The following is a 25,987-nucleotide window of genomic DNA, read 5'->3' as shown; positions in this document are numbered from 1 at the left end:
CGCAGCGTCTTCCGGCGAGAGCTCAGCGGCGGGGCAGCCGCGGGGCACGCGGTGCGCGAACGGCGTCGAGGACGAGCAGCACCACCGCGATCCACACGAGCACGAAACCGGCCCACCGCTCCGGCGGCATGGCCTCGTGGAACACCGCCGTGGCCAGGATGAACTGCCCGATGGGGGCCACGTACTGGATCATGCCCACGGTGCTCAGGGGCAGGCGGGAGGCGGCGGCGCCGAACAGCAGCAGGGGGACCGCGGTGATCACACCCGCGGAGAGCAGCCGCAGGAAGTGCCCGGCGCCCTCGGAGAGCAGGGTGGTCTGCCCCTGCACCCCGAGCACGGCCACGGCCACGAGGGCCAGCGGGGTGATCATGGTGGTCTCCGCGGCCAGAGTGACCAGGGCCGGGTACCGGGAGCCCAGCCGGGACTTCACGAGACCGTAGAAGCCGAAGGAGAACGCGAGTCCCAGGGACAGCCACGGCACGGAGCCGTAGAACACGGACATCACCAGCACCGCCACCACTCCCACGGCGATCGCGGCCCACTGTAGGGGCCGCAGCTTTTCGTGCAGCACGAGCACGCCCAGCAGGATGGCCACGATGGGGTTGATGAAGTACCCCAGGGACGCCTCCAGCGTGTGCCCGGTGGTGGCGGCCACGGTGTAGAGCAACCAGTTCCCGGCGATCAGAACGCCGGCGGCGCCCAGGGCCAGGACGGCGCGGCGGTCGCGGAAGACCCGCAGGTACTGCCGCAGCCCGCCCGTCACCGCGAGCAGGGCCAGGCAGAACAGCAGCGAGAAGACCACCCGCAGGGCCACGATCTCGTAGGGTGTGGCGGGCGCCAGCAGCACGAAGTACAGCGGCAGCAGCCCCCAGATCGCGTAGGCGCCGAACCCGTAACCGACTCCGGCCCGGGCCCGACGGTGCTGGTCGGGTCCCGGGCCGGGTGTCATCTCATCACTCACCGGAGCATCCTACCGCCGGTGGTCGGGCGTGCAGGACGCGGAGGGAGGGCCTACAGGTCGAAGAAACGGCTGAGGAAACCGCGCTTCTTCTTGCCCTTGCGCTCCGTCTGCTCGTTGGTCTCGACCTCTTCGCCGTCCACCACGGCGGGCGCGGAGATGTCGTCGTCCGCGGCCTCGGGCCCGGCCACGGTCTCGCGGGTCACCACGGCCTCGCGCTCCACGTGGGCCTCACGCGGGCCGGCGGGGGAGGCGTCTTCGCACACCACGCGCTCCTCGGACACGGTGACGCTCTCGCGCTCGGTGCGCACGTCGTCCTCGCGGTCGAGCCCGCCGTGGGTCTCCGCCCCGGCGGTCCCGGGCTGGCCGGCCGCAAGGTCCGGATCCGGGATCCGCGACATGGCGGTGGTGTCCGGGTGCGGGGAGGCCTGCGGTCCGGCGGTGAGGGTCTCCTCCTGGTGGCCGGGCAGCACGGTGGTCTCCACGCGGCCGGGCTCGGCGGGCCCGGTGGGCTCCTGGTCGAACGGGGCGTCCGCGTCCCGCACCTGGCTCGCGGGCACGGCCACGTCCCCGGCGGGCTGCTCGGGTTCCGGCGCCTCGATGTCCTCGGGGGACAGCTCGGTGGGCAGCGGCTCCTCGTCCGTGGGCTGGGCTGCGGGCGCGGACGACGACGCCGCGGCGGCTTCCTCCCGCTCGCGCCGCTTGCGCTCCGCGGCCTCCGCGCGCTGCTGCTCACCCAGACGCTCCGCCTGGGCCACAGCGGCCTGACGGTCCTGGACCAGAGCCTCGCGGTGGGTCTGCGCCTGGCGCTCGAGCTCGCGCAGCTCGTCCTCGCCCACGGAGGGCTCGGCCGGTTCCACGCCGGTGATCTGGTGGTCGTCGAACCAGAAGCGCTGCGCGCCGTCGTGGACCGTGACCACGCAGGTGGCGTCCGTGTCCCACTCCACGTGGGCGCCGCGCAGCTTGGCGTAGCTGGCCACGGCCAGGTTGTGGTCCACGGCGGTGTCCGTGGTGAGGGACTCCCCGATCACCTGCATCATGCGCTGCTCGGTGAGCCGCGGGAGCTCGAACTGCTGGCCGTCCAGCAGCAGCCACGCCGTGATGTTGCCACCGGCGCGTGCGGGGTAGTGGGCGTAGAGACCGGTCACGGCCTTGGCCGCAAGGGTCACCCGGCGGGCGAGCCCCTCCTGCAGCGGCAGCTCCGCCGTGCTCAGCTCCGCGATCTCGTGGCGCTCCCCGGCCTGCTTGGCCTGCACCGCGGCGGAGACCACCTGCGGGTTGAAGTGGCCCAGCTCCTGCCAGCACCACACGAACGTCCCGCGGGCGGCGGACTCGGTGCCCAGCAGGTAGGGCGTGAGGGTGACCGGCGGGGTGGTCTGCAGGGTGAACGACGGCGCGGAGAAGTCCACGTCCCAATCCGCACCCTGCGACAGCTCGGCCAGCACTGCCTGGTACTCGGTGGAGATGAAGATCGACTCGTCGATCAGCTCCTGCAAAGTTTTCGTCATGGTCCCAGGCTAACAACTGGTGCGGGGTCCCACCGTCCGGCCCGCCCTGCCGGAACGCTGGGCGCGGGCCGGACGGGGCCGCACGAGGATCGGGGCGCCCGGGCCGCACGGGGGGGGGCGGGCGCGCGCCGGGCGCGGCGGCGTCGTCGTGCAGCGGGGCCACCAGTGGGCCGGGGCTCGGGCCCGCTGGGACGCGCCGCCCGCGCGCACCGGGGGACGCGGCACACGACGCCGCCGGGGTGACGCCGCGCACGTTGGCTAGGCTGGGGGCCACGCGGCCCGGACCACCGACCGGGAGTCCCGCGCACGCCCGTGACGAGACTGGCCCGGCGACACCGGGCCGAAGGGACACTGACGAGAACATGAGCTCCGCACCCGAGTCCGGCCCGACCCCTCCGACCCGCACCGAGCGAGAGCTCGTGGCCCAGGTGGGCGAGTGGGTGATGTCCGTGCTGCGCACCGATCCGGGCTGGGACTCCATGCTCGTGGAGTTCAAGCCGCAGGGTGGGCGCGTGCACCTGCGGGTCATCGAGAACCGGGAGGGCGCGGTGATCCCAGGCGCCGCGGGGCCCATCAAGGAGCAGAGCCCCGTGCTGGAGCTGCTCTCGGAGCTGCAGCGCAGCTGCTGGGTGGCCGGGCGCGGCAGCTGGCTCACCATGTCCCTCATGATCGCCGCGCAGGGCTGGCCCGAACCCACCCTGCGCACGAACGCGACCTACGACTTCGAGCAGATGCCCGCCACGTACGCGCAGGAGGGCTCCTACACCGCCCAGGACGTCCTCGCCCAGCTCACGCAGTTCCCCCGCACCCAGGAGCACGTGCCGCTGTGGGCCGTGGAGCTCGCGGACGCCGCGGGTCTCAGCCTCCCGTTCGCGGATCCCGCGGAGGACGAGAGCCACGGGGACGTGCACCCCCGGCTGCGGGCGGCGGCGCAGGCGCACGCCGAGGCACCGGGGGACCGGTCGCTCGCGGGAGTGCTGCGCGAGGCGCTGGCGGGCACGGTGCTGCTGGACGTCTCCGGGTCCGACATGGTCCCGGGGGAGGACGGCCAGCCCATCGGCCCGGACTCCCACATCCGCGTGCAGACCGTGAACCAGCCGGACGGCTCCCGGGCGCTGGCCGTCTACACCAGCGCGGACCAGGCCCGTGAGATGTTCACGCGCAGCAACCGGAACGAGGAGCTGCAGGAACCGGTGCTGCTGCGCCAGCGGGCCAGCGCCATGGTGCAGATGGTGGTCCAGGACGGGCAGTACGACGAGATCGTGGTGGACCCGGCCTCCGCGCACGCCACCCGGATCTCCCGGCAGCAGGTCGAGTGGGTGGGCAGCTCCCCGCAGAACGAGCCCCTCAAGCAGGCCCTGGTCAGCGGCAACATGGCCAACGTGCTGGGTGCACTGTTCAACCCGGACGCCCACCTGATGCTCGGCACCCGGGACCACGGCGAGGACGCCGTGCCCGTGATGGTCCAGCCCGAGCAGGAGGGCGCGGCACCCGACACCCTCCTGGTCTTCACCTCCGCCGCGGAGGTCGCCGCCCTGGACCCCGCCCTGACGGTGCGCTCCGCACCCGCCCGCCAGATCCTGCAGTTCGCCGTGGACTGCGGCGCCGCGGCCGTGTGCCTCAATGCCATGGCACCCGTGGCCACCCTGCCCACCGAGCAGCTCAAGGAGATGCTCGAGCTCGTGACGCAGCGCGAGGAGCAGCGCACCGGGACGCAGGACACCGAGTAGAACCCGGGCACGCGGCGTCGGGCTGCCCGGCGGAGTGCGCCCCGACGAACTCCGCGAACGGCATGGAGACCCGCGGACGTTCCGTGCCGGTCCCTGACGCTCCGCGAGAGGACCGGGCCCCTGAGGGGTCGGCCGCGGCGTCGGCCACGGGAACCCGGGCACACCACAGGCCCCGTCCCCGCCGAAGCGGGAACGGGGCCTGTGGATCAGCGGCGCCGCAGCGCCGGGTCACCGGGACGGATCAGATGCCGTAGGCGTCCGAACCGGAGTTGCGGGCCTCGGCCTCGCGGACGCGGCGGCCCAGCTCGGGGTCGACCTTCTCCCAGTACTGGAACGCGGCCTCCTTGATGGTCTCGTCCATCACGTCACCCACGTGACCGGCGATGTTCTCCACCGTCTCCGCCTTCTCCTCGTCGGAGAAGACCTCACGGTAGAGGGTGCCGGCCTGACCGAAGTCGTCGTCCTCGGAGTGCAGGGTGGCCGCGGTGCGCAGCAGGTCGCCGTCGGACTCCCAGCGCATGTTGTCCGCCACCGCGGAACCGGCACCGGCCACGGGGCCGCCCTGGGTGTTGGGCGCGTACACCGGCTGGTTCGGGTGCTTGAACGTGTACCGCATGGGGCCGTCCTGCGAGTACGAGTTCTGCTCCGAGCGGTACGGGAAGTTCACGGGCAGGTCCGCGAAGTTCGCGCCGATGCGGTGACGGTGCGTGTCCGGGTAGGAGAACACGCGGGTCATCAGCATCTTGTCCGGGGAGATCTCCACACCGGGAACGGTGTTGCCGGGGGAGAACGCCGCCTGCTCGATCTGCGCGAAGTAGTTCAGCGGGTTCTGGTTCAGCGTGAACTTGCCCACCTTGATGCGCGGGTAGTCCTTCTTGGAGATCGTCTTGGTGACGTCGAACGGGTTGAAGCGGTACGTCTTGGCGTCCTCGTACGGCATGACCTGCACGTACATGGTCCAGGACGGGAAGTCGCCCTTCTCGATCGAGTCGTAGAGGTCGCGGCGGTGCGCATCCGCGTCCTTGCCCGCGATCTCCTCGGCCTCCGGACCGGTGAGGCCCTCGGTGCCCTGGTCGGAGATGAAGTGGTACTTGATCCAGAAGCGCTCGCCGGCCTCGTTGCTCCACTGGTAGGTGTGGGAGCCGTAGCCGTTCATGTGGCGGTAGGTCTTCGGGATGCCGCGGGGGCCCATGAGGTAGGTCACCTGGTGGGCGGACTCCGGGGACTGGGTCCAGAAGTCCCACTGCATGGTGTTGTCCCGCATGCCCGAGCCGGGAAGGCGCTTCTGCGAGTGGATGAAGTCCGGGAACTTGATGCCGTCGCGCACGAAGAAGATCGGGGTGTTGTTGCCCACGATGTCCAGGTTGCCCTCGGTGGTGTAGAACTTCAGCGCGAAGCCGCGGGGGTCGCGCCAGGTGTCCGGGGAGCCCTGCTCGCCGGCCACGGTGGAGAAGCGCGCCAGCATGGGGGTCTTGGTGCCCTTCTGGAACACGGCGGCCTTGGTGTACTGGGACACGTCCTCGGTGACCTCGAGCTCACCGAAGGCACCGGCGCCCTTGGCGTGCACCACGCGCTCCGGCACGCGCTCGCGGTCGAACGCGGCGAGCTTCTCGACGAGGTAGGAATCGTGCAGGACGATCGGGCCGTCCGCGCCGACGCTCAGCGAGTGGGCGTCAGCGTTCGTGGGGACCGGCAGGCCCTCCTGGCTGGTGGTGAACGAACCGGTCTTGCGCAGTCCGTGCTCATGGGGAGTGGTGTCAGACATGATTCCTCCTGGGTGATGGATGGGATCCGACGGGAAGTGGTGACGTGCTACGCCTCGAGGTCCGCCGCCGCAGCAGCCTGCTGGCACTGCGGGCAGATGCCCCGGTACACCACCTCGGCGGACAGCAGCTCGAAGCCGTGGTCCTGCGAGGGCGTGAGGCACGGCGCGTGCCCCACGGCGCACGGCACGTCGCGGATGACTCCGCAGCGGATGCAGTACGCGTGGTGGTGGTTGTCCCCGGTGCGGATCTCGTACCGCGCCGGGGAACCGGGCGGTTCGAACTTGGACACCATGCCGATGGCCGCGAGGTCCGCGAGGACCACGTACACGGACTGGACGGACATGTTCGGCAGGACCGATCGGACCTGCCTGACCGTCTCCTCCGCGGTGGCGTGCGGCACGGCGTCCACGGCGTCGAGCACCGCGAGACGCTGCTTGGTGACCCTGCGCCCGTGCGAGCGCAGATGCGAGGTCCACGCGTCCCGTGAGGGATGCGGTGCGATCTCGGCGGTGGTCTCCATGGGCACGACTCTAACCTTATTCTGAGCTATTCACAATAGTTAGTGCACCCTTACCCGCGGTCCGCCGCGCCACGGCGGGGGATGCGCCACCCCTGCGCGCAGGTCGACCAAACGGGGGCAGTGCGGACTCGGGGGAGGCGTGCGGCGCCCCCAGCGAGGGCCGGAAAACTTTTTTCTGGTTCTCGCGTCACGATCCGTGGAACCGGGTGTCTACACAGTGAATCCGGTGCGGGCTGCGCCGGATTCCGGACGGTCCGATCGCTCTGGGACCGACGAGCCGGTGCCACGGTCAGTACGGGGACGCATTACGTGGCACGCGGCGGGCGAGAGCGTCTCTTCGCCGGGTGGGCTGCCCGGCACCGGGGGAAAGAGAGCGGTGCTAGGAGACGGGGGCGGGACCGGCGGGGGGCTGGTTCCGCCCCCGACCGCGGCACCGCACGGAGCCCACCTGTCATGCAGGCGACGGTCTGCTGCTTCCCAGCGGCGGCTGTCACAATGGTGGGGATCCCACCGCGCGTCGTCAGAGAGAGTCATGCCCCACAGAGCAGACCCGGATTCCGGACGTCCCTCGGCCCAGGCCACCGGCCCCGCGAGCGACGAGCAGCTGCTCCGTGCCGTGCGCGAGGGGGACACCGCGGCCTTCGGCGAGCTCTACGAACGCCACCGCGGCGCCGCACTGGCCGTGGCCCGCATGCACTCCCGCAACGACGCCGACGCCCAGGACCTGGTCTCCGAGGCCTTCACGCGGGTGCTGGCGCTCCTTCGAGAGGGGAAGGGCCCGCGCGAGTTCCTCCGGGCCTACGTGGTCACGGCGGTGTCGCGGCTGGCCGCGGACCGCGCCAACGACCTCACCCGCACGCGTCCGGAGGACCCGAAGCCGGACGGACCGCTGGACCGTGTGGAGCTCTTCGACGACTCCGTGGTGCGCCAGGTGGATGCCGCCGTGGTGGCCCGGGCCTTCGCCTCCCTCCCCGAGCGGTGGCAGGAGGTGCTGTGGTACCTCGAGGTGGAGCAGCGCCGGCCCCGTCAGGTGGCTCCGGTGGTGGGCGTGCAGCCGAACGCCGTGTCCGCGCTGGGCAAACGTGCCCGTGAAGGGCTGCGCGCCGCGTACGTGCAGGAGCACGTCTCCGCGCAGGCGCTGGAGGACTGCGAGCGGTACGCCTCGCAGCTGGGTGCCTTCACCCGCGGCTCCCTCACACCCGCCCGCACTCGGGCCGTGCAGGAGCACCTGGACCAGTGCTGCCGGTGCACCGCCGAGTACCTCCAGCTGCAGGACCTGGGTCTGGGAATGCGGGCCTGGGTGCTTCCCGTGCTCGCCGCGCTGCCGCTGTGGGGTGGTGCGGGCGGCCGCCTCGCGGACTCGTTGGCCGGGCTGCCCCTGCTGGGCGTCGGCTCGGGCGCGGCCCCGCTGCCCGGGGTGCACGACGCCGCAGCCCCGGCCTCCGCGCCCACGGTCGCCGCGTCCTCGGGTGCCGGCAGTGCAGGTCGCCTCGGCGGGGCCGGCACGGCCGTCGGTCATCCCGCGGGCGCTCCCGCGGGTGCGTCGGCGAGTGGCGGCTCGGGGGTCGCGGCGGCACCCGCGCGAGGGACTGCCGTGGTCGCGGGCTCGGGGACCGGACTCGTCGTGGCGGCGGTTTCTGCGCTCGTCCTGGCCGCGTCCGCGGCGGGCATCGTGGCCTGGACGAACGAGTCGCAGGAGGCGGCTCCCGCGGCCGCGAGTGCGTCGGCATCGCCCGATGCCGTGCGCAGCGCTCAGTCCACCGCCGAGCCCGGCTCGGTCGGTGCTGCCTCGGAGGGACCCGCCCCCGGCGCCTCGGGGACGACGGGGGACTCCGGGGAGCAAGGCGCCGTGGAACCCGAGGGCCAGGCAGACGCGCAGGTGCAGCCCGGGACGAGTGGCGGGCCGGGAGCACCGGCCCCCGGACTCCCGCAGAGCGAGGCCCCGGTGGTCCCAGCGCCGTTCGTGCCGGGGGAGAGTCCCCTGCTGCCGACCCCCGCGAGCAGCCTGCCGATCGTCGTGCCGCCCCTGGAACCCACCGGCGCGCGGTCCCTGGAGGCCACCGAGGATCTCGCGGACACACCGGACCCCACGGTGACCACCCCCGCGCCGTCGGTGACCGCTGAGCCCTCACCCGAACCCACGGCTCCGAGCGCCACGCCGTCTCTTTCACCCACCGAGGAGTGCGGCTGGGTGCTGGGGCTCAACGGGGAGCTCATCTGCTTCCCCTGGGTCAGCCACTGACCCACCGGCACCCGGTCCACCCGTCACCGCCCCCCGAGCGGCACCGCAGCGCAGTCCGAGATCCAGGACCCCACGGTCGCGACCCCCGGGATCCGCGGCGCCGCCACCCACGGCCTCCTGATCCAGAGACCCCCGACACTGAGGAGAACCACCTGATGCACCGTCACTTCAACGGCCTGAAAACCGTCCTGCTCCTGGGCGGGATGTGGGCGGTCCTGCTGGGAATCGGCTGGGCCATCTCCGGGGCCACCCGCAACTCCGTGTTCATCATGGTCTTCGCGGTGATGGGTCTGATCGGCACCGCCGTGAGCTACTGGAACTCCGACAAGCTCGCGATCCGCTCCATGCGCGCGGTTCCCGTGACGCCGCAGCAGGCCCCGGCCATGTACCGGATCGTGCACGAGCTGTCCCAGAAGGCCGGGCAGCCCATGCCCCGGCTGTACATCGCCCCGACCATGAGCCCCAACGCCTTCGCCACGGGCCGCAACCCCGAGAACGCCGCGGTGTGCTGCACGGAGGGCATCCTGCAGCTGCTCGACGAGCGCGAGCTGCGCGGCGTGCTGGGCCACGAGCTGATGCACGTCTACAACCGGGACATCCTGACCTCCTCGGTGGCAGCCGCGGTGGCCGGTCTGATCACCTCGGCGGCCCAGGTGCTGCAGTTCGCGGCGATCTTCGGCGGGCGCGGCGACGAGAACCGCGGCAACCCCCTGGTGGGTCTGCTCATGGCGTTCCTGGCGCCCCTGGCCGCCACCGTGATCCAGCTGGCCATCTCCCGCACCCGCGAGTACGACGCGGACGAGGACGGGTCGAAGCTCACCGGTGACCCCCTGGCGCTCGCCTCTGCGCTGCGCAAGATCGAGGGCGGCGCCTCCCAGCGGCCCATGAACCCGGCCGACCAGAAGGTGGTCAACACGTCGCACCTCATGATCGCGAACCCCTTCCGGGGCGGCTCGGTCACCGGGCTCTTCCGCACCCACCCCGCCACGGACGACCGTGTGGCGCGGCTCGAGAACATGGCCCGCAACGGCGGGCGCCCGGGCGGACGCTGAGCCTCCGCGCCCCGGGGCGGTGCGGCGGCGTCGTCGTGAACCGGCGGACGGCGCGCGCCGAGCCAGGCGGCGTCGGACAGGGTCCCGTCCAGGGGAGCGGAGATGCCGGGAGCACCGCTCCCCGGAACGCGCGAGGGGCCGGGACGGAGCAATCCGTCCCGGCCCCTCGCGCGTGAGCTCAGCGGTAGTTCACGAACTGCAGGTCGACCTCGAGGTCCGAGCCCTTGAGCAGGGAGATGATGTCCTGCAGGTCGTCGCGGGACTTGGACGAGACGCGCAGCTCGTCGCCCTGGATGGTGGCCTTGACGCCCTTGGGACCCTCGTCCCGGATGAGCTTGGTGATCTTCTTGGCCTGGTCCTGGGCAATGCCCTCCTTGATGGAGGCCTCGATCCGGTACTCCTTGCCGGAGGCGTACGGGTCACCCGCGTCCAGGGACTTCAGGGAGATCCCGCGCTTGACCAGCTTGGACTGGAACACGTCCAGCACCGCCTGGGCACGCTCCTCGGAGTTGGCCTTGATGAGGAGCTTCTCGCCCGAGAAGTCGATGTCCGCGCCCACACCGCGGAAGTCGTAGCGCTGGGCCACTTCCTTCTGCGCCTGGTTCAGGGCGTTCGCCACTTCCTGCTTGTCCACCTTGCTGACCACGTCGAACGACGACTCTGATGCCATGCTCTTGCTCCTCGGCTGTTCCGGTGCGATCGGCGGAGCGCGCGAGGCCGTGTGCTCACGCGTTCCAGAACTCTGTGACCCGGTCCGCGAGCTGACGCGCCTGCGCGAGACCGGCCTCGAACGAGGGTATCCGACGCGCCGGATCCAGCGGATTCATCCCGAACGCCCGGTGGCTGGCCTCGTCCGCCGTGACGTGCAGAGCGGCACCGGTCTCCTCGATCAACCGCAGGGACTCGTCGAGGGTGGGGCCGAACGGGCTCGTGGGCGGCTCGGGGTTGCACGAGACCACGAGCACCCGGTCGAAGCCAGCGGCCAGGTCCGCGTTGGTGGCCGAGCGCATGCCTCCGTCCATGAGGGCGCGGTCCCCCGCGTGCACGAGCGGGAAGACCGTGGGAACGGCGCAGCTCGCGGCCACGGCCCGCTCGAGCGGCACACCGCTGTCCGCGTTGAACACCACGAACTCCCCGGTGCCGGCATCCACCGCGGTCAGCGCGAGGCGCCCCGCCGGCCACTGCTCGGGCAGCATGCCCCCGATGCGCGCGAGCCACGCCTCCTCGGTCATCGCGGGGGTGGCCGACGCCGCCCGGGCCCCGATCGTCGCGCGTCCCGCCTCGGGCGTGGTGGCGCGCTGCGCGGCCTCGCCCATCAGCTGTATGAACTGTTCGGCGTCGAAGGCCGGTGCGGCGTCGTCGGGAGTGGACCGCCCGCTGCTGGCACCGGGGCCCATCTCGGCGCGCAGGGCGTCGAGCTGGAGACCGCCGGCGCGCAGCTGCACGGCCACCGCGGAGCCCGCGGAGGTGCCGACCACGAGGTCTGCCGCTCCCAGATCCGCTCCGGCCTCCAGCAGTCCGGCGAGCAGTCCGCTCTCCCACGCGATGCCGGCGGAGCCGCCGCCGCCCAGGACGATGGCACGAGAGGGGGAGGTTGTGGTGTTCATGGTGTTTCGCCTTCCTGTCCCGGGTCCGTCACCCTCCTCTGGAGGGGGTCGGGCCCGGGTGTGGTTGTCTGCTCGTCCATGATCAGGCTGCTGATCAGTTGTGGTCAACCGTTTGGGTCCCTGGCATCTGGGTGGTGCCCGTGCTACTCGGCGGCGGGTCCTCCCGTGGCGCCCTTCGTGGGCGTGGTTCGCGCGGCGTCCGCCGGGCGGGCATCCGTGGCCGCATCCGGTGCGCGGCAGCCGCTCGCTCTGGCCGGGAGGCTGACCGGGAACCGGGCACGGTGCGCCGACGGGGCCACCACCCGCGATTTTGGGCCCGCACCGCTCCCCGTGTACTGTTGAGGTGCTTCGCCGCGCGGTATCGCCGCGTGCGCAGGGCGTCTCGGCAGGTTACCCGAGCGGCCAAAGGGGGCTGACTGTAAATCAGCTGGCAATGCCTACGGGGGTTCGAATCCCTCACCTGCCACCGAGGACATGTCCTGGACATCACGAAGGGGCTTCCCGGATCACTGGATCCGGGGAGCCCCTTCGTCGTGCCGGGGGCGTTCCAGGAGTATCGGCGGGTGGTGGGTGGGGCCGTGAGCTCGGGTGGGCCGCGCCACCGGTGGTGCGCACCGCCGCGTCTGCCGCACGAGCCGCCAGGGTCAGGTGCGTGCCCCTGCAACACGCCCGGGAGGCGTTCCTTGTGCCACCAGTGAACGGTCTGGAGACCCTCGGGGGCGGCTCCTATGGTGGAGACCATGGCTACCGTTGACATCACCCAGGACACTCTGGGCCAGACCATTTCCGACAACGACATCGTGTTGCTGGACTGGTGGGCAGACTGGTGCGGCCCCTGCAAGCAGTTCGCACCCACCTACGAGTCCGCCTCCGAGAAGAACCCGGAGATCGTGTTCGGCAAGGTGGACACCGAGGCCGAGCAGGGCCTGGCCGCCGCCGCCCAGATCTCCTCCATCCCCACCCTCATGGCGTTCCGCGAGGGCATCCTCGTGTTCTCCCAGCCGGGAGCGCTCCCCGCCTCCTCGCTGGAGGAGGTCATCACGGCCGTCAAGAACCTCGACATGAACGAGGTCCGGGCAGAGGTCGAGAAGCAGGCGGCACAGGCTGAGTCCGCGGCCGAGCCCGAGGCTCCGCAGAACTGATCCTGGCCCGCGCAGCACTGCGCGGATCCGGCCCCGCGGACGCGGGGCACAGACACGGCGAGGGCGGTTCCCCAGCACGGGGAACCGCCCTCGTCGTGCGCCGGGGCGCTGCGGGCCCGGGCGGCGTCGTGCAGCGCGGCGTGTCAGGCCGCCGAGACCCCCAGCAGGGAGCCGATCAGGAACGTGGCACCCAGGGCGAGGGCGCCACCCACGACCACGCGGACGGCGGCGCGCGCCACGTGCGGTGTCTTGCCGAGCCGGGCGCCCAGCGTGCCCGTGAGGCCCAGCGCCACGAGGACCGCGGCGAACGTGATGGGGATCCGCAGCTCCGGCGGCGGAAGCAGGATCGCGAGCATCGGCAGCAGCGACCCCAGGAAGAACGCCAGGGCGGAGGAGATCGCGGCGGACCACGGGTTCACGATGTCATCCGGGTCGATGCCCAGCTCCGCATCCAGGTGTGCCCGCAGGACGTCCTTCTCCGAGAGCTCGATCGCCACCTGCTTGGCGGTGGCCTCGCTCAGGCCCCGCTCCCGGTAGAGCTCCGCGAGCTCCTCGAGCTCCGCTTCCGGCATCTCCTGGAGCTCCCACTTCTCCTTCTCGATGAGTGCTTCCTCGGAGTCCTTCTGGCTGGACACGGAGACGTACTCGCCCAGCGCCATGGACAGGGCGCCGCCGATCACGGCCGCCGAGCCCGCGATCAGGATGGGGCCGGTGGCCGCGGTGGCGCCGGCCACGCCCACCACGGTGGCGGCCACGGACACGATGCCGTCGTTGGCGCCCAGGACGGCGGCGCGGAGCTTGTTGAGTCGGTCCCCGGACTTCTCGGCATGGGGTTCTGCCATGGTGTGCTGTGACATGCCAGCAAGTGTGCTCCGGATTCGGGGGAACTTCTACGCAGGCCAGGCATACCTCAACGGCGTGCCACGGCGTGCGGTGCCGGCTGTCCCCCGGCAGGGGCGGCACGGGTGCCGTCGTGCCGTGACCACGCACGGTCACCCGCGTGGAAGGCGTCCTCCCTGTCAGACCTGCCGGTGGTTCCCGTCGCACCAGTCGCCCCAGGGCGCTCGCAGCGCCGGTGCCGCCTCGCATGACTCCGGTTCCCGCCGTTCCCGCGGTTCAGTGGTGCCGGTGGTCCTGCGGACTCAACCGCGGCCCGAACGACGGCTTGCGGTGGCCGCTGGCCTTGATGAGCCGCACCACGCGCTGGCGGTGGCCACGCCAGGGTTCCAGAAGCTCGAGCATCCGCTGGTCCGAGCCCGGTGCGCGGTCGAAGAACCAGCACACGTAGTTCGCCAGGTGGTAGTCGTAGACGCTCACCCCGTCAGGGTCCCCGTGGGTGCACTGCGTGATCTCCGCGGCCGTCCACGGACCGATCCCCTGGATGCTCTGCAGCGCCGTGCGCACCCGCGCAGGATCGGGATCCAGGGCGAGGCGTTCGAGTGCGGCGGCCCGGTGCACCGTGCGCATGACGGTGGCCGAGCGCGCCGGATCCACCCCGGCGCGGTGCCACTGCCAGGACGGTGTGCGCCGCCACTGCTCCGGTGTGGGCGGAACACGCATTCCGTGCGGAGCGGGCCCGGGGGCGGACTCGGCGTTCCAGCGCAGCAGCGCCCGGTACGCACGGACGGCCTCGATCGCGGTCACCCGCTGCTCGAGGATCGCCACCACGGCCCGCTCCAGCAGGTTCCCGGCGGACGGGAGCCGCAGGCCGGGGTGCTCGTGCCGGGCCCGGACCAGTGCATGCGGCAGCTCGGAGAACGCGGCCGAGGAGTCGAAGTCCTCCCACGAGTCCTCGTGGCCCACCCAGCGGGGAGCGGTGGACAGCCACCCCTCGCCACCGGGACCCCAGGCCTCCACCAGGACGTCGCGGTCCAGGGGATTCGTTCCGGTCGCACCGGCGGGCCGGGTGAAGCGCGCGCTCACGGGCAGACGGTTCCACCGGGTGGTGATCCACACGCAGTCCTCGCCGAGGACCCGGCACGTGGGATCCTCCGCACCGCGACCGAGCACGCGCAGCGTCTGCCCCAGGTGGAGCGGTCCCCGCGGGGTCCAGCGCCACCGGGCGGGCGCGTGTTCCGTCCCCGCGCCGCGCGTGGTCACCTCCGTGGTCATGGGGGCGATGATGCCACCGGGTTCCGACACCGTGCGCGGTCCCGCTCTCCGGGAGAAGACTGCCTCCGGCGTCCGCGCCGGGCCGACGTCTGGCCGCGGTCTCCCCACCGGTTCCGCCGATCACGTCGCAGACGCGGCACGAGTCCGGCACGGCCCGGTCGTCACGGCGACTGCGTTCACCGAGCGGCGCTCCGGCTGCCGGTAGTCTGCGTGGCAGGCGCCGACAACCGCCGTTCCCGGCCGATGGCGCTCGTCCGGGGCCGCGCGCTGAGAGCACGGCCCCGTTCCACTCGGCTCGGCCCAGCGACGGCGGGCCGGCCGTGCCATGGCCCCGCCTGTCCCGTCCCCCACGGGCCGGCGCCCTCGACCCCCGGACGGAGGACCGTTGGACCGCCAGAATCCCGCAGTCCCGGCGGTAGCACCGCCCGTTCGCGGCACGCGGGGCGCCCACTGGGCGTGGCTGCTCCCCGTTCTGGTGGGCTCCCTGGCCACGGCCCTGTACTGCGCGCTGTCCTGGAGCCAGTGGATCCGCTGGGACGTGCCCTCGTGGGACAACGCGATCTTCACGCAGCTGCTGTCCTCCTACGCGGCAGGCGAGGGGCCCGTGGTGGATATCAAGGGGGACGGCTTCAACCTGCTGGGGGACCACTTCCACCCGCTGCTGATCGTCCTGACCCCCGTGTACGCGCTGTTCCCCTCCGCGCTGACCCCCATGATTGTTCAGAACGTCCTGTTCGGGGCGTCCGCAGCCGTCATCACGCGCTGCGCCGCGCGGGCGATGCACCCGGCTCCCGCAGCCGCCATCGGTGTGGCGTACGCGCTGAGCTTCGGCCTGCAGAACGCGGTGGCGGTGCAGTTCCACGAGATCGCGCTCGCCGTGCCCCTGCTCGCCACGGGTCTCTGGGCCCTGCGCGAGCGTCGCTGGCTCGCCGCCACCCTGTGGTGCGCGCCGGTGGCGCTGGTCAAGGAGGACCTGGGGTTCACAGTGGCCGCCGTGGGAGCGCTCATGCTCGGTCACGCCGCACGCCCTGCGGTGCGGCACCGGCTCCCCGGACTACGACGCCGCTGGGACGCCTTCTGCGCGCGGCCCTCCCGCCCGACGGCGCCCACCACCTCAGCGGACGGGGGTGGGCCGAGCTGGGAGGTTGCGGCTTCCCGTCGTGACCTGGTGGGGGCACGACACGAACCGGACCGGGCGGCGTCGTCCCCGGTGCGCCGGGAGCGGGGGAGCGGGGCGCGGATGTCGCTGCGGGACCCGGCCGTGGTGGGTGGAGCGGCGCTCGTGGTGTGGGGTGTGCTGGTGTCGGCGCTCGCGGTGGGCGTGGTGCTGCCCGCGCTGAACCCCGCGGGCGAGTTCGCGTACGCGGACAAGCTGGACCTGGCGGGCCTGCTGCGGGACCCCGCGAGCGCGGTGATCCTGCAGGTGGTGCCCGCGCAGAAGCTCGGCACCTGGGTGCTGCTGCTGCTCGCGGGTGCGGTGGTGGCGGTGCGCTCGCCCATTGCGCTCGTGGCGCTGCCCACCCTGGCGTGGCGCATGCTCTCGCCGAACGACGGCTACTGGGGCGCGGGGTGGCACTACAGCGCGGTCCTGATGCCCGTGGTGTTCGTGTCGCTCGTGGACGCCGTGGTCCGGCTGCGCGGGGACTCCGTGCGGGCGCAGCAGCGCCTGGTCTCGCGGGCCGCACGGTCGCAACGCCGGGGCCGGGCGGAGGCCACCGCGCTGTGGGCCGTGGCCGCGGCTGCCCCGTGGTGCGCCCTGCTCGTCGCGCTCGCGGTCGGGACGCAGCTGCCGCTCGCGCGGCTGGCCTCTCCCGAGGCGTGGCGGCCCGACCCCCGCGCGGACGCGAAGACCACGGCGGTGGCCGAGATCCCCGCCGGCGCGAGCGTGGCCACGGACCTCTCCCTCATGAACGCCCTCGTGAGCCGCGCGGACGTGCACTGGATAGGCAACGGGCAGGATCCCGACCCCCAGTACGTGGTCCTGGACCGCTCCAGCGAGACCTGGGGGAGCACACCCCCGGAGGACGTGGCGGCGTACGCGGGCCAGGTCTACGGCGCCCGGTACACCGTGGTGAGTGACGAGCAGAACATCGTGGTGGCCCGCCTGGAGGGCTGATCCGGGGACGCCGTGCGGTAGGCTGGAGTGTCATCATCCCGGTCTCATGTCCTCAATCCACCGTTTCGCCGCTCCGGCATGTCGGTCCAGGACTTCAGCGGAGGTTCCGCTCGCACCGGTGTCAGTCACTCCATTCCACCCAAGCGAGGTTCTTCCGTGCCCACTGAATCCACCCCCGAAGACCACACGACCGCCCAGACCGTCGCCCCCGCAAGCGCGCCCGGGGAGACCGAGGTCGTCGCCGACGACGCCGCCGCCGCGGCCCAGGACGCAACGCCCGCCACCGAGCCGGGCGGCGTCGACAGCCCCTCCGCCCAGGCGGCGCAGGCGCCCTCCGAGGAGCCCCAGCTGCCCACGTTCGCCGAGCTCGGCGTGGACGGGCGTGTGCTGGCGGCCCTGGACGAGGTGGGCTACGAGTACCCCTCCCCCATCCAGGCCGCCACCATCCCCGCGCTGCTCAGCGGCCGGGACGTCGTGGGCCTGGCCCAGACCGGCACCGGCAAGACCGCCGCGTTCGCCGTGCCCGCGCTGTCCAAGCTCGCGGAGCTCTCCGACCTGCACGGTCCGCAGCGCAGCACCCGCGTGCTCGTGCTGGCCCCCACCCGCGAGCTTGCGCTGCAGGTGGCCGAGGCGTTCGGTTCCTACGCCACGCACCTGGAGGACTTCACCGTCCTGCCCGTGTACGGCGGCTCCTCCTACGGCCCGCAGCTGGCCGGGCTCAAGCGCGGCGCGCAGGTGGTCGTGGGCACGCCCGGTCGCGTGATCGACCACCTCTCAAAGGGCTCGCTGAAGCTCGACGACATCGCGTACGTGGTCCTGGACGAGGCCGACGAGATGCTGCGCATGGGCTTCTCCGAGGACGTGGAGAAGATCCTGGCCCAGACCCCGGAGGAGAAGCAGGTCGCGCTGTTCTCCGCGACCATGCCCAAGGCCATCCGCCGGATCGCGCAGCAGTACCTGCGCGATCCCAAGGAGATCACGGTCAAGGCCAAGACCACCACGGGCACCAACACCCGCCAGCGCTACATGCAGGTCATGGGCCCCCACAAGCTGGACGCCATGACCCGCGTGCTCGAGGTCGAGGACTACGACGGCGTCATCGTCTTCGTGCGCACCAAGGCCGCCACCGAGGAGATCGCGGACAAGCTCAAGGCCCGCGGCTACACCGCCGCCGCGATCAACGGCGACATCCCGCAGAACCTGCGCGAGCGCACCGTGGACTCCCTGCGCGACGGCAAGATCGACATCCTCGTGGCCACGGACGTGGCCGCGCGTGGCCTGGACGTCGAGCGGATCTCCCTGGTGGTCAACTACGACATTCCCCACGACACCGAGTCCTACGTGCACCGCATCGGGCGCACCGGCCGTGCCGGGCGCAAGGGGGAGGCCATCCTCTTCATGACGCCGCGCGAGAAGTACCTGCTGCGCGCCATCGAGAAGGCCACCCGTCAGCCCGTGGAGCAGATGCGCGTGCCCACCACGGACGAGGTCAACCAGACCCGCAAGGACAACTTCGCCCGGCAGATCGAGGAGACCATCGAGTCCGAGGACCTTGGACTGTTCCGCGAGATGGTCGAGCGCTACGAGGCCGAGCACGACGTGGACGCCGTGGAGATCGCCGCGGCCCTGGCCGTGATTGCGCAGAACGGCCGCCCCTTCTTCGTGGATGACCTCCCCGAGGTGCCGCAGCGCAAGCGCGACCGCGAGCGCAAGGACGGGGACGGCCCCCGCAGCCGGCGCTCCCCGGGTGACGAGGCCGGCATGAAGACCTACAAGCTGGCTGTGGGCCACCGCGACCGCGTGGTCCCCGGTGCCGTGGTGGGTGCGCTCACGCACGAGGGCGGGCTCAACGGCTCGCAGATCGGTGCGATCGACATCCGCCCCACCTTCACCCTGGTGGGCCTGCCCGAGAACCTGCCCGCGGGCACCCTCGACAAGCTCTCCAACACCCAGATCAACGGCGCTCCCATCCGCATCCAGGAGGACCGCGGACCGGGTGGTGCCCGCAGCGGTGGCGGCAACCGGTTCCGCGGCGGGGACCGTGACCGCGGACCCCGCAACGACCGTGGCGACCGCGGCGGGTACCGGGGCGACCGTGGTGGCTACCGGGACGACCGCGGAGGTGGCTACCGGGACGACCGTGGTGACCGTGGCGGCTACCGCGACGACCGCGGCGGGTACCGGGACGACCGCGGTGGCGGGCGTCCCCGCGGCGGTGGCTCCTCCTACCAGGACCGCCCCCGCAAGAAGAGCTACGGCCGCACCAACGGCGGCTACTCCGGACGCTGATCCGACCACCACTGACGCGCGGCCTCTCACACCCCGGCGGATCCTCGGAGGATCCCCGGTGGGGTGAGGGGCCGCGCGTCGTGCGGGGACTGGGTGGTGGGGCGGCCACTCGACCCCCGGGACTGGACGATGGGGGTCCACCCGCCCCCGGGGCTGGGTGGTGGGGTGCCTACCCGCCCGCCTGAGGGTGTGCATTTGCTCCGTTAGTGCAGAAACCGGGGCTCGGTGCTGCATTTACTCCACCTGGCAGCATCCGCGCCGGCGACCCTCCGCGCCGGCGACTCCCGCATCGGCCACTCTCCGCGCCGGCGACCCCCCCCGCATCGGCGACCCTCCGCGCCTGCCACCCTCCGCATCGGGCGCCGCCTGTGGCGCCCAACCCCTGCGCCGGCCATCCCCGCCCTGATCGCCACCTGCGACGACCAGCGCCCCCCGCCCTGCGCGGGCCGGTTCACCGGCGCTGTGGGCGGGCACGCGTCGCGTGATTCAGGGGCCAGAGCCGTTTTGTGCATCGCGCTGAGATGCTGTTAGAGTATTCCGCGTTGCCCCGATAGCTCAGTGGTAGAGCGCCATCTTGGTAAGATGGAGGTCCCGGGATCGATTCCCGGTCGGGGCTCTCATGATGACAACCTGCGGAACCTTGTGAACCGCGGGTTTCATCCATGATGTGGCGGTGTAGCTCAGCTGGTTAGAGCGCACGACTCATAATCGTGAGGTCGACGGATCGAGCCCGTCCACCGCTACCGTTCAGGCGCCGTTCCCCTCGGGGAACGGCGCCTTTTCCGTGTCCGGCTCCGCCGCTGGTCCCGCGCCGTGGATGTCCGGTGCATGCGTGCACGCGGGAGGGTGCGGGGCCCGGGCCACCACCCCCGGTGCCCGGGCCTCGGTGACATGTACCCGGTGCGCCGTCGTCGGCCAAGCCCTGCATTTGACGAGCGCGAGTGCACCGTCCCGGGCCACGCGTCGTCGGCGGACCGGGGAGTGGAGGGGCCGATAGGCTGGGCGGAAAGCCGTCCGTCGAATCGAGGAGACCATGGCCGTATCCCCTGACGTGGTGGGCACCACCTACCCGTCCATCCCCGCGTACCAGGTGGGCCGCGAGAAGATCCGTGAGTTCGCCACCGCTGTGAAGGCCACGGATCCCGTGCACCACGACGTCGCCGCCGCGCAGGCGGCCGGCTACCCGGACCTCGTGGCCCCGCCCACCTTCGCGATCGTCGTGTCCCAGCGGGCCGACGCCGCCCTGGTCAACGACCCCGAGGCCGGGATCGACTTCTCGCGCGTGGTCCACGCGGACCAGCGCTTCACGCACCACCGGCCCGTCGTGGCGGGGGACGAGCTGACGGCGGCGGTCACGGTGGATGCCGTGCGACCGCTGGGAACGGGGGCCATGGTGACGTCACGCGTGGAGGTCACCACGGTGGACGGGGAGAAGGTGGCGACCACCGTGTCGTCGCTGCTCGTACGAGGAGAGGACCAGTGAGCGTGGAGTTCGAGAGCCTGGAGAAGGGCCAGAAGATCGGCGAGCGCCGGATCGAGGTGTCCCGCGCGGACCTCGTGGCCTACGCGGGAGCCTCGGGGGACATGAACCCCATCCACTGGAACGAGGACTTCGCCCGGTCGGTGGGTCTGCCCAACGTGATCGCCCACGGGATGTTCACCATGGGCGTGGCCGTGGGGCTGGTGACCGAGTGGGCCGGTGACCCGGGTGCCGTGGTGGACTACCAGACCCGCTTCACCAAGCCCGTGGTGGTTCCCAACGCGTACGGCACGGCGGTCGAGCCGAGCACCGCGCTGTCGGTCAGCGGTGTGGTCGGGGCCGTGGATCCGCAGGCGCGCACCGCGCGCGTGGACCTCACGGTGACCGCCCCGGACCTCTCGGACCCCGATGCGAAGCCGGAGACCGCCACGGCGCTCAAGGTGCTCGTCAAGGCCCAGGCCGTCGTGAGGTTCCCGCACTAGGATTGACCACCATGAATGCACCGCGACTCTCCCAGCTCACGTCCACGGCCGTGGGCGGCCCCGTCTCCCGCTGCGTGGAGGCCAGCACGGAGGAGGAGCTCGTGGCGGCGGTCTCGCGCGCCGACCAGGCGGGGGAGCGCGTGCTGATCGTGGGCGGGGGGTCCAACATCCTCGCCTCGGACGAGCCGTTCGAGGGCACGGTGGTGCTCGTGGGCACCCGGGGTTTCACGGTCACGGACCCGCGCCGCACGGCGGGCAGTGCACCGTCTGACGACGTCGCCCGCGAGCCGGCCGGAGCATCTCCCCACGGCGGGGCCCACCACGGCGCCGCCCAGCATCTGCCCCCGGCCCACGGTGGCGCCGAGACCGAGACCGGGACCGAGACCGGTGGCGACGCCGCGGACGAGCGCTCCGTGCTCGTGGAGGCCGCGGCCGGACACCCGTGGGACGACCTCGTGCGGGACACCGTGGAGCGCGGGCTCGCCGGGCTGGAGACGCTCGCCGGGATCCCCGGGACCACGGGCGCCACCCCGGTGCAGAACGTGGGCGCCTACGGCTCGGAGGTCTCGCAGAACATCGTGCGGGTGCGCGTGTGGGACCGGCAGGAGCAGCGGAGCCGCACGTTCTCGTTCGAGGACCTCGAGTTCTCCTACCGTGACTCCCTGCTCAAGCGCAGCACGGACCACGGCTCACCGCGGTACGTGGTGCTCTCCGTGACGTTCCGGTTGGAGCGGCGTGAGGACTCCACGCCCGTGCGCTATGCGCAGCTGGCCACCGCTCTGGGTGTCGAGGTGGGGGAGCGTGCCCCGTTGACCACCGTGCGGGACACCGTCCTGCGGCTGCGGGCAGGCAAGGGCATGGTGCTGGATCCCGAGGACCGGGACACCTTCAGCACGGGCTCCTTCTTCACGAACCCCGTGGTGCCCGAGCACGAGCTCACGGACCGGATTCCGGCGGACGCCCCCCGGTACCCGGTCCTGGATGCACGAGGCCGCACCGTGGAGGGCGCCGTGAAGTTCTCCGCCGCGTGGCTGATCGACCACGCGGGCTTCGGCAAGGGCTTCGGGCTGCCCGGCACACGCAACGAGCTGCTGAACCTGGCCGGGGAGGACGTTGCCGGGGGCCGGGCGTCCCTGTCCAGCAAGCACACCCTGGCCATGACCAACCGCGGGGAGGCGACCGGGGAGGACGTCGCAGCAGTGGCCCGCGCGGTGCAGCGCGGTGTGGAGCAGGTGTTCGGGGTGCGCCTGGAACCCGAACCGGTGCTGCTGGGGCTGTCCCTGTGAGATGCGCGCGCCCCGCGGCGGCGTCGTTCTCCGAGCCCCGGGCGGTGCTGTCGTGAGCTCCGAGCTCCACGAGGAGATCGAGCGCGGTGAACGTGGCGGGCGGGTGCACGACGCCGTCCTGCGGCTGCGAGCCTTCTCCGAACGGCACCCCGTGCTGCGGGTGCTGCACAAGGGCATCGTGATCGTGCTCGGCGGGGTGTTCGCGCTCGCGGGGCTCGTGATGCTCGTGACCCCGGGGCCCGGGTGGCTGTTCATCTTCCTGGGGCTGGGCATCTGGAGCACGGAGTTCGAGTGGGCGCACCGGCTCAACATGCGCATCAAGCGGGCGGCACTGCGGATGTGGCGCTGGTGGTCCAACCTCGTGGCCGAGTGGCGCTACCGGCGGGCACGGGACAAGCCGCACGGGTGGGAGCAGGGGCCGCGGCACATGCGTGCCACGGACCCCTCGACAGGCCAGTGACCAGGGCAGCCGCGGCACTGACGAGGGGCCGCCGTCGTGACGGCCACGCAGCCGGACGGAACCCCGCTGTCTCAGAGTGTCCCGAGGGCGATCTTGAGCATCCGGCGCACGGGTTCGGCCGCGCCCCACAGCAGCTGGTCCCCCACGGTGAACGCGGAGACGTGCTGCGGTCCCATGGACAGGGTGCGGATGCGACCCACGGGGATCTGCAGCGAACCGGAGGCGGCCACGGGGGTGAGGTCCCTCATGGTGTCCTCCTTGGTGTTGGGCACCACGGTGGCCCACTCGTTGTCCTCGTCCAGGAGCCGCTCGATCTCGGGCACGGGGATCTCCTCGCGCAGCTTGAGGGTGAGCGCCTGGGAGTGGGAGCGCATGGCGGCGATCCGCACGCACAGCCCGTCCACGGGGATGGTGGCGTCCCCGGAGCGGCCCAGGATCTTGTTGGTCTCCGCCTGGGCCTTCCACTCCTCGCGGGACTGGCCGTTGCCGAGGTCCGCGTCGATCCAGGGGATGAGCGAACCCGCCAGGGGCACTCCGAACTGGGTGGTGTCCAGCTCCCCGCCGCGCTGGGCGGCCAGCACGGCGCGGTCGATCTCCAGGATCGCGGACGCCGGATCGGACAGCTGCTCGGCCACGGTGCCGTTGAGGTCCCCGAACTGCCGCAGCACCTCGCGCATGTGGCGGGCGCCGCCGCCGGAGGCCGCCTGGTAGGTCATGGAGGTGGCCCACTCCACCAGCCCGTTGCGGAACAGCCCGCCCAGGCCCATGAGCATGCACGAGACGGTGCAGTTGCCGCCCACGAAGTCCTTCGCACCGCGGTCCAGGGCGGCGTCGATGACGTCCCGGTTGACGGGATCCAGCACGATCACGGCGTCGTCGTCCATGCGCAGCGTGGAGGCGGCGTCGATCCAGATGCCGTCCCAGCCGGCGGCTCGCAGGGCTCCGTGGACGGCCGTGGTGTAGTCCCCGCCCTGCGTGGTCACGAGCACCGGGAGCTTGGCGAGCGCCTCGAGGTCGTGGGCGTCCTGCAGGGTGCCGGTGTCTCCGAGACCGTCGATCTCCGGTGCCGGCTCCCCAGCGGCGGAGGTGGAGAAGAACACGGGGTCCAGCTCCGCGAAGTCGTTCTCGGCGCGCAGGCGGTCCATGAGCACGGAGCCGACCATGCCGCGCCAACCGATGAAACCTACGGCGGCGGGGTGTGAAGTCATGCCGCCCAGTCTAGCCAGGAGGCGTGGGCCCGGTCCGGGGCTGGGACGAGGGTCGACGCCTCGTCCCCGGCCACGAGTGAGCAACCCACCACGGCGCCGCTCGCCCCCGCCCCGTCCGCACACCTCTGCTCCGCGCGCACCCGGCCACGACCTCCCGGCCCGCCACGCCACGGGGCCGGGCTCAGCCCTCGGCGCGCGGGTCCGGCGTGGTGGCCAGCAGGTCCCGGTAGGACGGAAAGCGGTCCATGAAGTCCCGCACGTAGCTGCACGTGGCCCGCACCTTCGTGCCGCGCTCGCGGTACTCGTCCAGCACGCGGGTCACGAGCGTGCGGGCGTAGCCCTGTCGGCTGAAGGCTTCGGAGATGATGGTGTGCTGCAGGTCCACGGTGCCGTCCGGGAGCACCTCCACGCCCAGGAAGCCGATGTACTGCCCGCCGTCCCACAGCTCGTAGCGGGAGTCGTCGTGGTTGGGCACGATCTTCAGCTCAGGGCTCGTGACGGTGCTCGGTGTGCTCTCGTCGCTCACGGGGGACTCCTCCGCTCGGTGTGTGTGGGACATCACGCTATCCCACGGGGGTGTGCGTCCACTCGTCGATCCGGAACCGGGTGCCGTTGCGGGACTCGGCCCAGTCCGCGACCTCCCGGCGGGACCAGGAGCCCTCCAGCGCGGGAGCGTGGGTGTCCCCGGTGACGTCCAGGTCCACGGTGGTCACCAGGGCACGGGTGAGCGGCAGCGGCCGGTGGGACACGGCCTCGTGCCACACTCCCGGCCCGCCGATCACCCACACCTCACGGGCGGTGTCCTCGTGCTCCGGCCCGGAAGCCGGGAGCAGGGACACGGCGAGGTCGAGGGCCTCGGTGTAGGAGCCCACGGCCCACACGCGCTCGCCGTCCGCGGGCACGGACTCCGGACGGGACGTGATCACGATGTTCGGCCGTCCCGGCAGCGGACGGAACTTCTCCGGGAAGGACTCCCACGTGCGCCGGCCCATGACCACGGGGTGCCCGATGGTGGTGCGCGCGAAGAACTTCAGGTCCTCGGACAGGTGCCACGGGATACCGCCGTCCACCCCGATCACACCACTCGGGCTCTGCGCCCAGATGGCCCCCACGACGACGCCGCTCGTGCCGCTCGCGGACGGGGCGTGAGCGGCGTCGTCGTCCGCCGGGGGCTGGGTCCGGGATGGGGCGGGGAAACGGTCCGCGCTCACACCGCCACCGGTGCCTTGATGCCGGGGTGGTGCTGGTAGCCCTCCACCGCGAAGTCCTCGAACGCGTAGTCGAAGATGGTCTCCGGGCGACGCGTGAGCCGCAGCGTGGGGTACGGGTAGGGCTCGCGCGCGAGCTGCGTGCGTACCTGCTCCAGGTGGTTGGTGTAGATGTGGCAGTCCCCGCCGGTCCACACGAACTCGCCGGGCACCAGGTCGCACTGCTGGGCCACCATCACGGTGAGCAGCGCGTAGGAGGCGATGTTGAACGGCACGCCCAGGAACAGGTCCGCCGAGCGCTGGTAGAGCTGGCAGCTCAGGGCGTCCGGGCCGTCCTCGCGCGGCTGCACGTAGAACTGGAACAGCGCGTGGCACGGGGGCAGCGCCATCCGGTCCACCTCCGCGGGATTCCACGCGGTGACCATGTGCCGCCGGGAGTCCGGGGTGGTGCGGATGGACTCGACCACGCGCGCGATCTGGTCGATCGTCTCCCCGTGCCCGGCGGGCCAGCTGCGCCACTGCACGCCGTACACCGGACCCAGGTCCCCGTTCTCGTCCGCCCACTCGTCCCAGATGCTCACCCCGCGCTCCTGCAGCCAGCGCACGTTGGAGGAGCCGGAGAGGAACCACAGCAGCTCGAGCGCCACGGAGCGGAAGTGCACACGCTTGGTGGTCAGCAGGGGGAAGGAGGAGCTGAGGTCGTAGCGGATCTGGCGCCCGAACACCGACAGCGTCCCGGTCCCGGTGCGGTCCGTCTTGGGCGTCCCGTTCTCCAGGACGTCCCGCAGCAGGTCCTCGTACGGTGTGGGGATCTCGCTCAT

Annotated in this window: 22 protein-coding genes and 3 tRNA genes; 13 read left to right on the top strand and 12 right to left on the bottom strand. The window is 72.0% G+C overall.

Annotated elements, in window-relative coordinates; genetic code table 11:
* Positions 1-22: 22 nt before the first annotated feature.
* Both rarD and HMPREF2833_RS05140 read right to left on the bottom strand, forming a co-directional pair.
* Positions 23-961 carry an EamA family transporter RarD gene (rarD, locus tag HMPREF2833_RS05145; protein ID WP_019311217.1) on the bottom strand — a complete coding sequence of 313 codons (939 nt, stop codon included), beginning with the start codon at positions 959-961 and terminating at the stop codon, positions 23-25.
* Between the two features lie 50 nt (positions 962-1,011).
* Positions 1,012-2,466: a DUF6882 domain-containing protein gene (locus HMPREF2833_RS05140; RefSeq protein ID WP_029603667.1), complete on the bottom strand. Its 1,455-nt coding sequence runs from the start codon at positions 2,464-2,466 to the stop codon at positions 1,012-1,014.
* A 362-nt stretch (positions 2,467-2,828) separates the two neighbouring features.
* Between HMPREF2833_RS05140 and HMPREF2833_RS05135 the strand changes: the two genes are divergently transcribed.
* Entirely contained in the window at positions 2,829-4,196 is a 1,368-nt protein-coding gene (locus HMPREF2833_RS05135; protein WP_019309703.1) for an SseB family protein, read from the top strand.
* 241 nt (positions 4,197-4,437) lie between these two features.
* Here HMPREF2833_RS05135 and HMPREF2833_RS05130 read toward each other — a convergent pair whose 3' ends face one another.
* Both HMPREF2833_RS05130 and HMPREF2833_RS05125 read right to left on the bottom strand, forming a co-directional pair.
* Positions 4,438-5,961 (bottom strand): catalase, encoded by a 1,524-nt coding sequence (locus tag HMPREF2833_RS05130; protein ID WP_019309702.1) that lies wholly within the window; start codon positions 5,959-5,961, stop codon positions 4,438-4,440.
* 47 nt (positions 5,962-6,008) lie between these two features.
* Entirely contained in the window at positions 6,009-6,482 is a 474-nt protein-coding gene (locus HMPREF2833_RS05125) for a Fur family transcriptional regulator (protein WP_035885120.1), read from the bottom strand.
* Between the two features lie 532 nt (positions 6,483-7,014).
* Here HMPREF2833_RS05125 and HMPREF2833_RS05120 point away from each other — a divergent pair.
* On the top strand, positions 7,015-8,724 hold the full coding sequence (locus tag HMPREF2833_RS05120) for a sigma-70 family RNA polymerase sigma factor (RefSeq protein WP_050899433.1): 1,710 nt from the start codon (positions 7,015-7,017) through the stop codon (positions 8,722-8,724).
* Positions 8,725-8,879: 155 nt separating this feature from the next.
* Positions 8,880-9,776: a zinc metalloprotease HtpX gene (gene htpX / locus HMPREF2833_RS05115; RefSeq protein ID WP_019309700.1), complete on the top strand. Its 897-nt coding sequence runs from the start codon at positions 8,880-8,882 to the stop codon at positions 9,774-9,776.
* A gap of 178 nt (positions 9,777-9,954) precedes the next feature.
* Here htpX and HMPREF2833_RS05110 read toward each other — a convergent pair whose 3' ends face one another.
* A complete protein-coding gene (locus HMPREF2833_RS05110; protein WP_019309699.1) occupies positions 9,955-10,446 on the bottom strand; it encodes a YajQ family cyclic di-GMP-binding protein in 492 nt (163 codons plus the stop codon).
* A gap of 55 nt (positions 10,447-10,501) precedes the next feature.
* The gene (locus HMPREF2833_RS05105; protein ID WP_019309698.1) at positions 10,502-11,383 is read right to left on the bottom strand and encodes a patatin-like phospholipase family protein; all 882 of its coding nucleotides are present in this window, start codon (positions 11,381-11,383) and stop codon (positions 10,502-10,504) included.
* A gap of 384 nt (positions 11,384-11,767) precedes the next feature.
* Here HMPREF2833_RS05105 and HMPREF2833_RS05100 point away from each other — a divergent pair.
* Positions 11,768-11,849, top strand: a tRNA-Tyr gene (locus HMPREF2833_RS05100).
* 274 nt (positions 11,850-12,123) lie between these two features.
* Positions 12,124-12,525, top strand: coding sequence for a thioredoxin family protein (locus HMPREF2833_RS05095; RefSeq protein ID WP_029603159.1), 402 nt, complete (start codon positions 12,124-12,126; stop codon positions 12,523-12,525).
* A gap of 143 nt (positions 12,526-12,668) precedes the next feature.
* Here HMPREF2833_RS05095 and HMPREF2833_RS05090 read toward each other — a convergent pair whose 3' ends face one another.
* Both HMPREF2833_RS05090 and HMPREF2833_RS05085 read right to left on the bottom strand, forming a co-directional pair.
* Positions 12,669-13,382, bottom strand: a complete 714-nt coding sequence (locus HMPREF2833_RS05090) for a VIT1/CCC1 transporter family protein (protein ID WP_019309696.1) — start codon at positions 13,380-13,382, stop codon at positions 12,669-12,671.
* Between the two features lie 259 nt (positions 13,383-13,641).
* On the bottom strand, positions 13,642-14,637 hold the full coding sequence (locus HMPREF2833_RS05085; RefSeq protein WP_029603158.1) for a DNA-3-methyladenine glycosylase family protein: 996 nt from the start codon (positions 14,635-14,637) through the stop codon (positions 13,642-13,644).
* Positions 14,638-15,022: 385 nt separating this feature from the next.
* On the opposite strand from HMPREF2833_RS05085, the gene HMPREF2833_RS05080 reads away from it, so the two are divergent.
* From HMPREF2833_RS05080 to HMPREF2833_RS05045, 8 genes are all read left to right on the top strand, one after another.
* The gene (locus HMPREF2833_RS05080) at positions 15,023-16,753 is read left to right on the top strand and encodes a DUF2079 domain-containing protein (protein ID WP_019309694.1); all 1,731 of its coding nucleotides are present in this window, start codon (positions 15,023-15,025) and stop codon (positions 16,751-16,753) included.
* 156 nt (positions 16,754-16,909) lie between these two features.
* On the top strand, positions 16,910-19,042 hold the full coding sequence (locus HMPREF2833_RS05075) for a DEAD/DEAH box helicase (protein ID WP_019309693.1): 2,133 nt from the start codon (positions 16,910-16,912) through the stop codon (positions 19,040-19,042).
* Positions 19,043-19,586: 544 nt separating this feature from the next.
* A tRNA-Thr gene (locus tag HMPREF2833_RS05070) sits at positions 19,587-19,658 on the top strand.
* A gap of 53 nt (positions 19,659-19,711) precedes the next feature.
* Positions 19,712-19,785 (top strand) — tRNA-Met (locus HMPREF2833_RS05065).
* A 290-nt stretch (positions 19,786-20,075) separates the two neighbouring features.
* Positions 20,076-20,525, top strand: coding sequence for a MaoC family dehydratase N-terminal domain-containing protein (locus tag HMPREF2833_RS05060; protein WP_019309692.1), 450 nt, complete (start codon positions 20,076-20,078; stop codon positions 20,523-20,525).
* Complete coding sequence (locus tag HMPREF2833_RS05055) at positions 20,522-21,004, top strand: MaoC family dehydratase (protein WP_019309691.1); 483 nt, start codon at positions 20,522-20,524, stop codon at positions 21,002-21,004. Before HMPREF2833_RS05060 ends, HMPREF2833_RS05055 begins: the two co-directional genes overlap by 4 nt.
* A gap of 11 nt (positions 21,005-21,015) precedes the next feature.
* A complete protein-coding gene (locus HMPREF2833_RS05050; RefSeq protein WP_019309690.1) occupies positions 21,016-22,290 on the top strand; it encodes a UDP-N-acetylmuramate dehydrogenase in 1,275 nt (424 codons plus the stop codon).
* A 52-nt stretch (positions 22,291-22,342) separates the two neighbouring features.
* Positions 22,343-22,750: a PGPGW domain-containing protein gene (locus HMPREF2833_RS05045; protein ID WP_019309689.1), complete on the top strand. Its 408-nt coding sequence runs from the start codon at positions 22,343-22,345 to the stop codon at positions 22,748-22,750.
* Positions 22,751-22,821: 71 nt separating this feature from the next.
* Here the strand turns inward: HMPREF2833_RS05045 and asd are convergent, their stop codons facing one another.
* The 4 genes from asd to HMPREF2833_RS05025 all read right to left on the bottom strand — a co-directional run bounded on the left by asd (position 22,822) and on the right by HMPREF2833_RS05025 (position 25,987).
* A complete protein-coding gene (gene asd / locus HMPREF2833_RS05040; protein WP_019309688.1) occupies positions 22,822-23,958 on the bottom strand; it encodes an aspartate-semialdehyde dehydrogenase in 1,137 nt (378 codons plus the stop codon).
* Positions 23,959-24,139: 181 nt separating this feature from the next.
* A complete protein-coding gene (locus HMPREF2833_RS05035; protein WP_019309687.1) occupies positions 24,140-24,484 on the bottom strand; it encodes a GNAT family N-acetyltransferase in 345 nt (114 codons plus the stop codon).
* Between the two features lie 37 nt (positions 24,485-24,521).
* Positions 24,522-25,169 (bottom strand): dihydrofolate reductase, encoded by a 648-nt coding sequence (locus HMPREF2833_RS05030; protein WP_019309686.1) that lies wholly within the window; start codon positions 25,167-25,169, stop codon positions 24,522-24,524.
* On the bottom strand, positions 25,166-25,987 hold the full coding sequence (locus HMPREF2833_RS05025; protein ID WP_019309685.1) for a thymidylate synthase: 822 nt from the start codon (positions 25,985-25,987) through the stop codon (positions 25,166-25,168). Before HMPREF2833_RS05025 ends, HMPREF2833_RS05030 begins: the two co-directional genes overlap by 4 nt.

The organism is Kocuria sp. HMSC066H03 (assembly GCF_001812045.1).
In the GTDB taxonomy this organism is placed as follows: Bacteria; Actinomycetota; Actinomycetes; order Actinomycetales; family Micrococcaceae; genus Kocuria; species Kocuria rhizophila.
The sequence above is the reverse complement of the archived record's forward strand: the minus strand, read 5'-3'. Positions and strand labels throughout refer to the sequence as shown.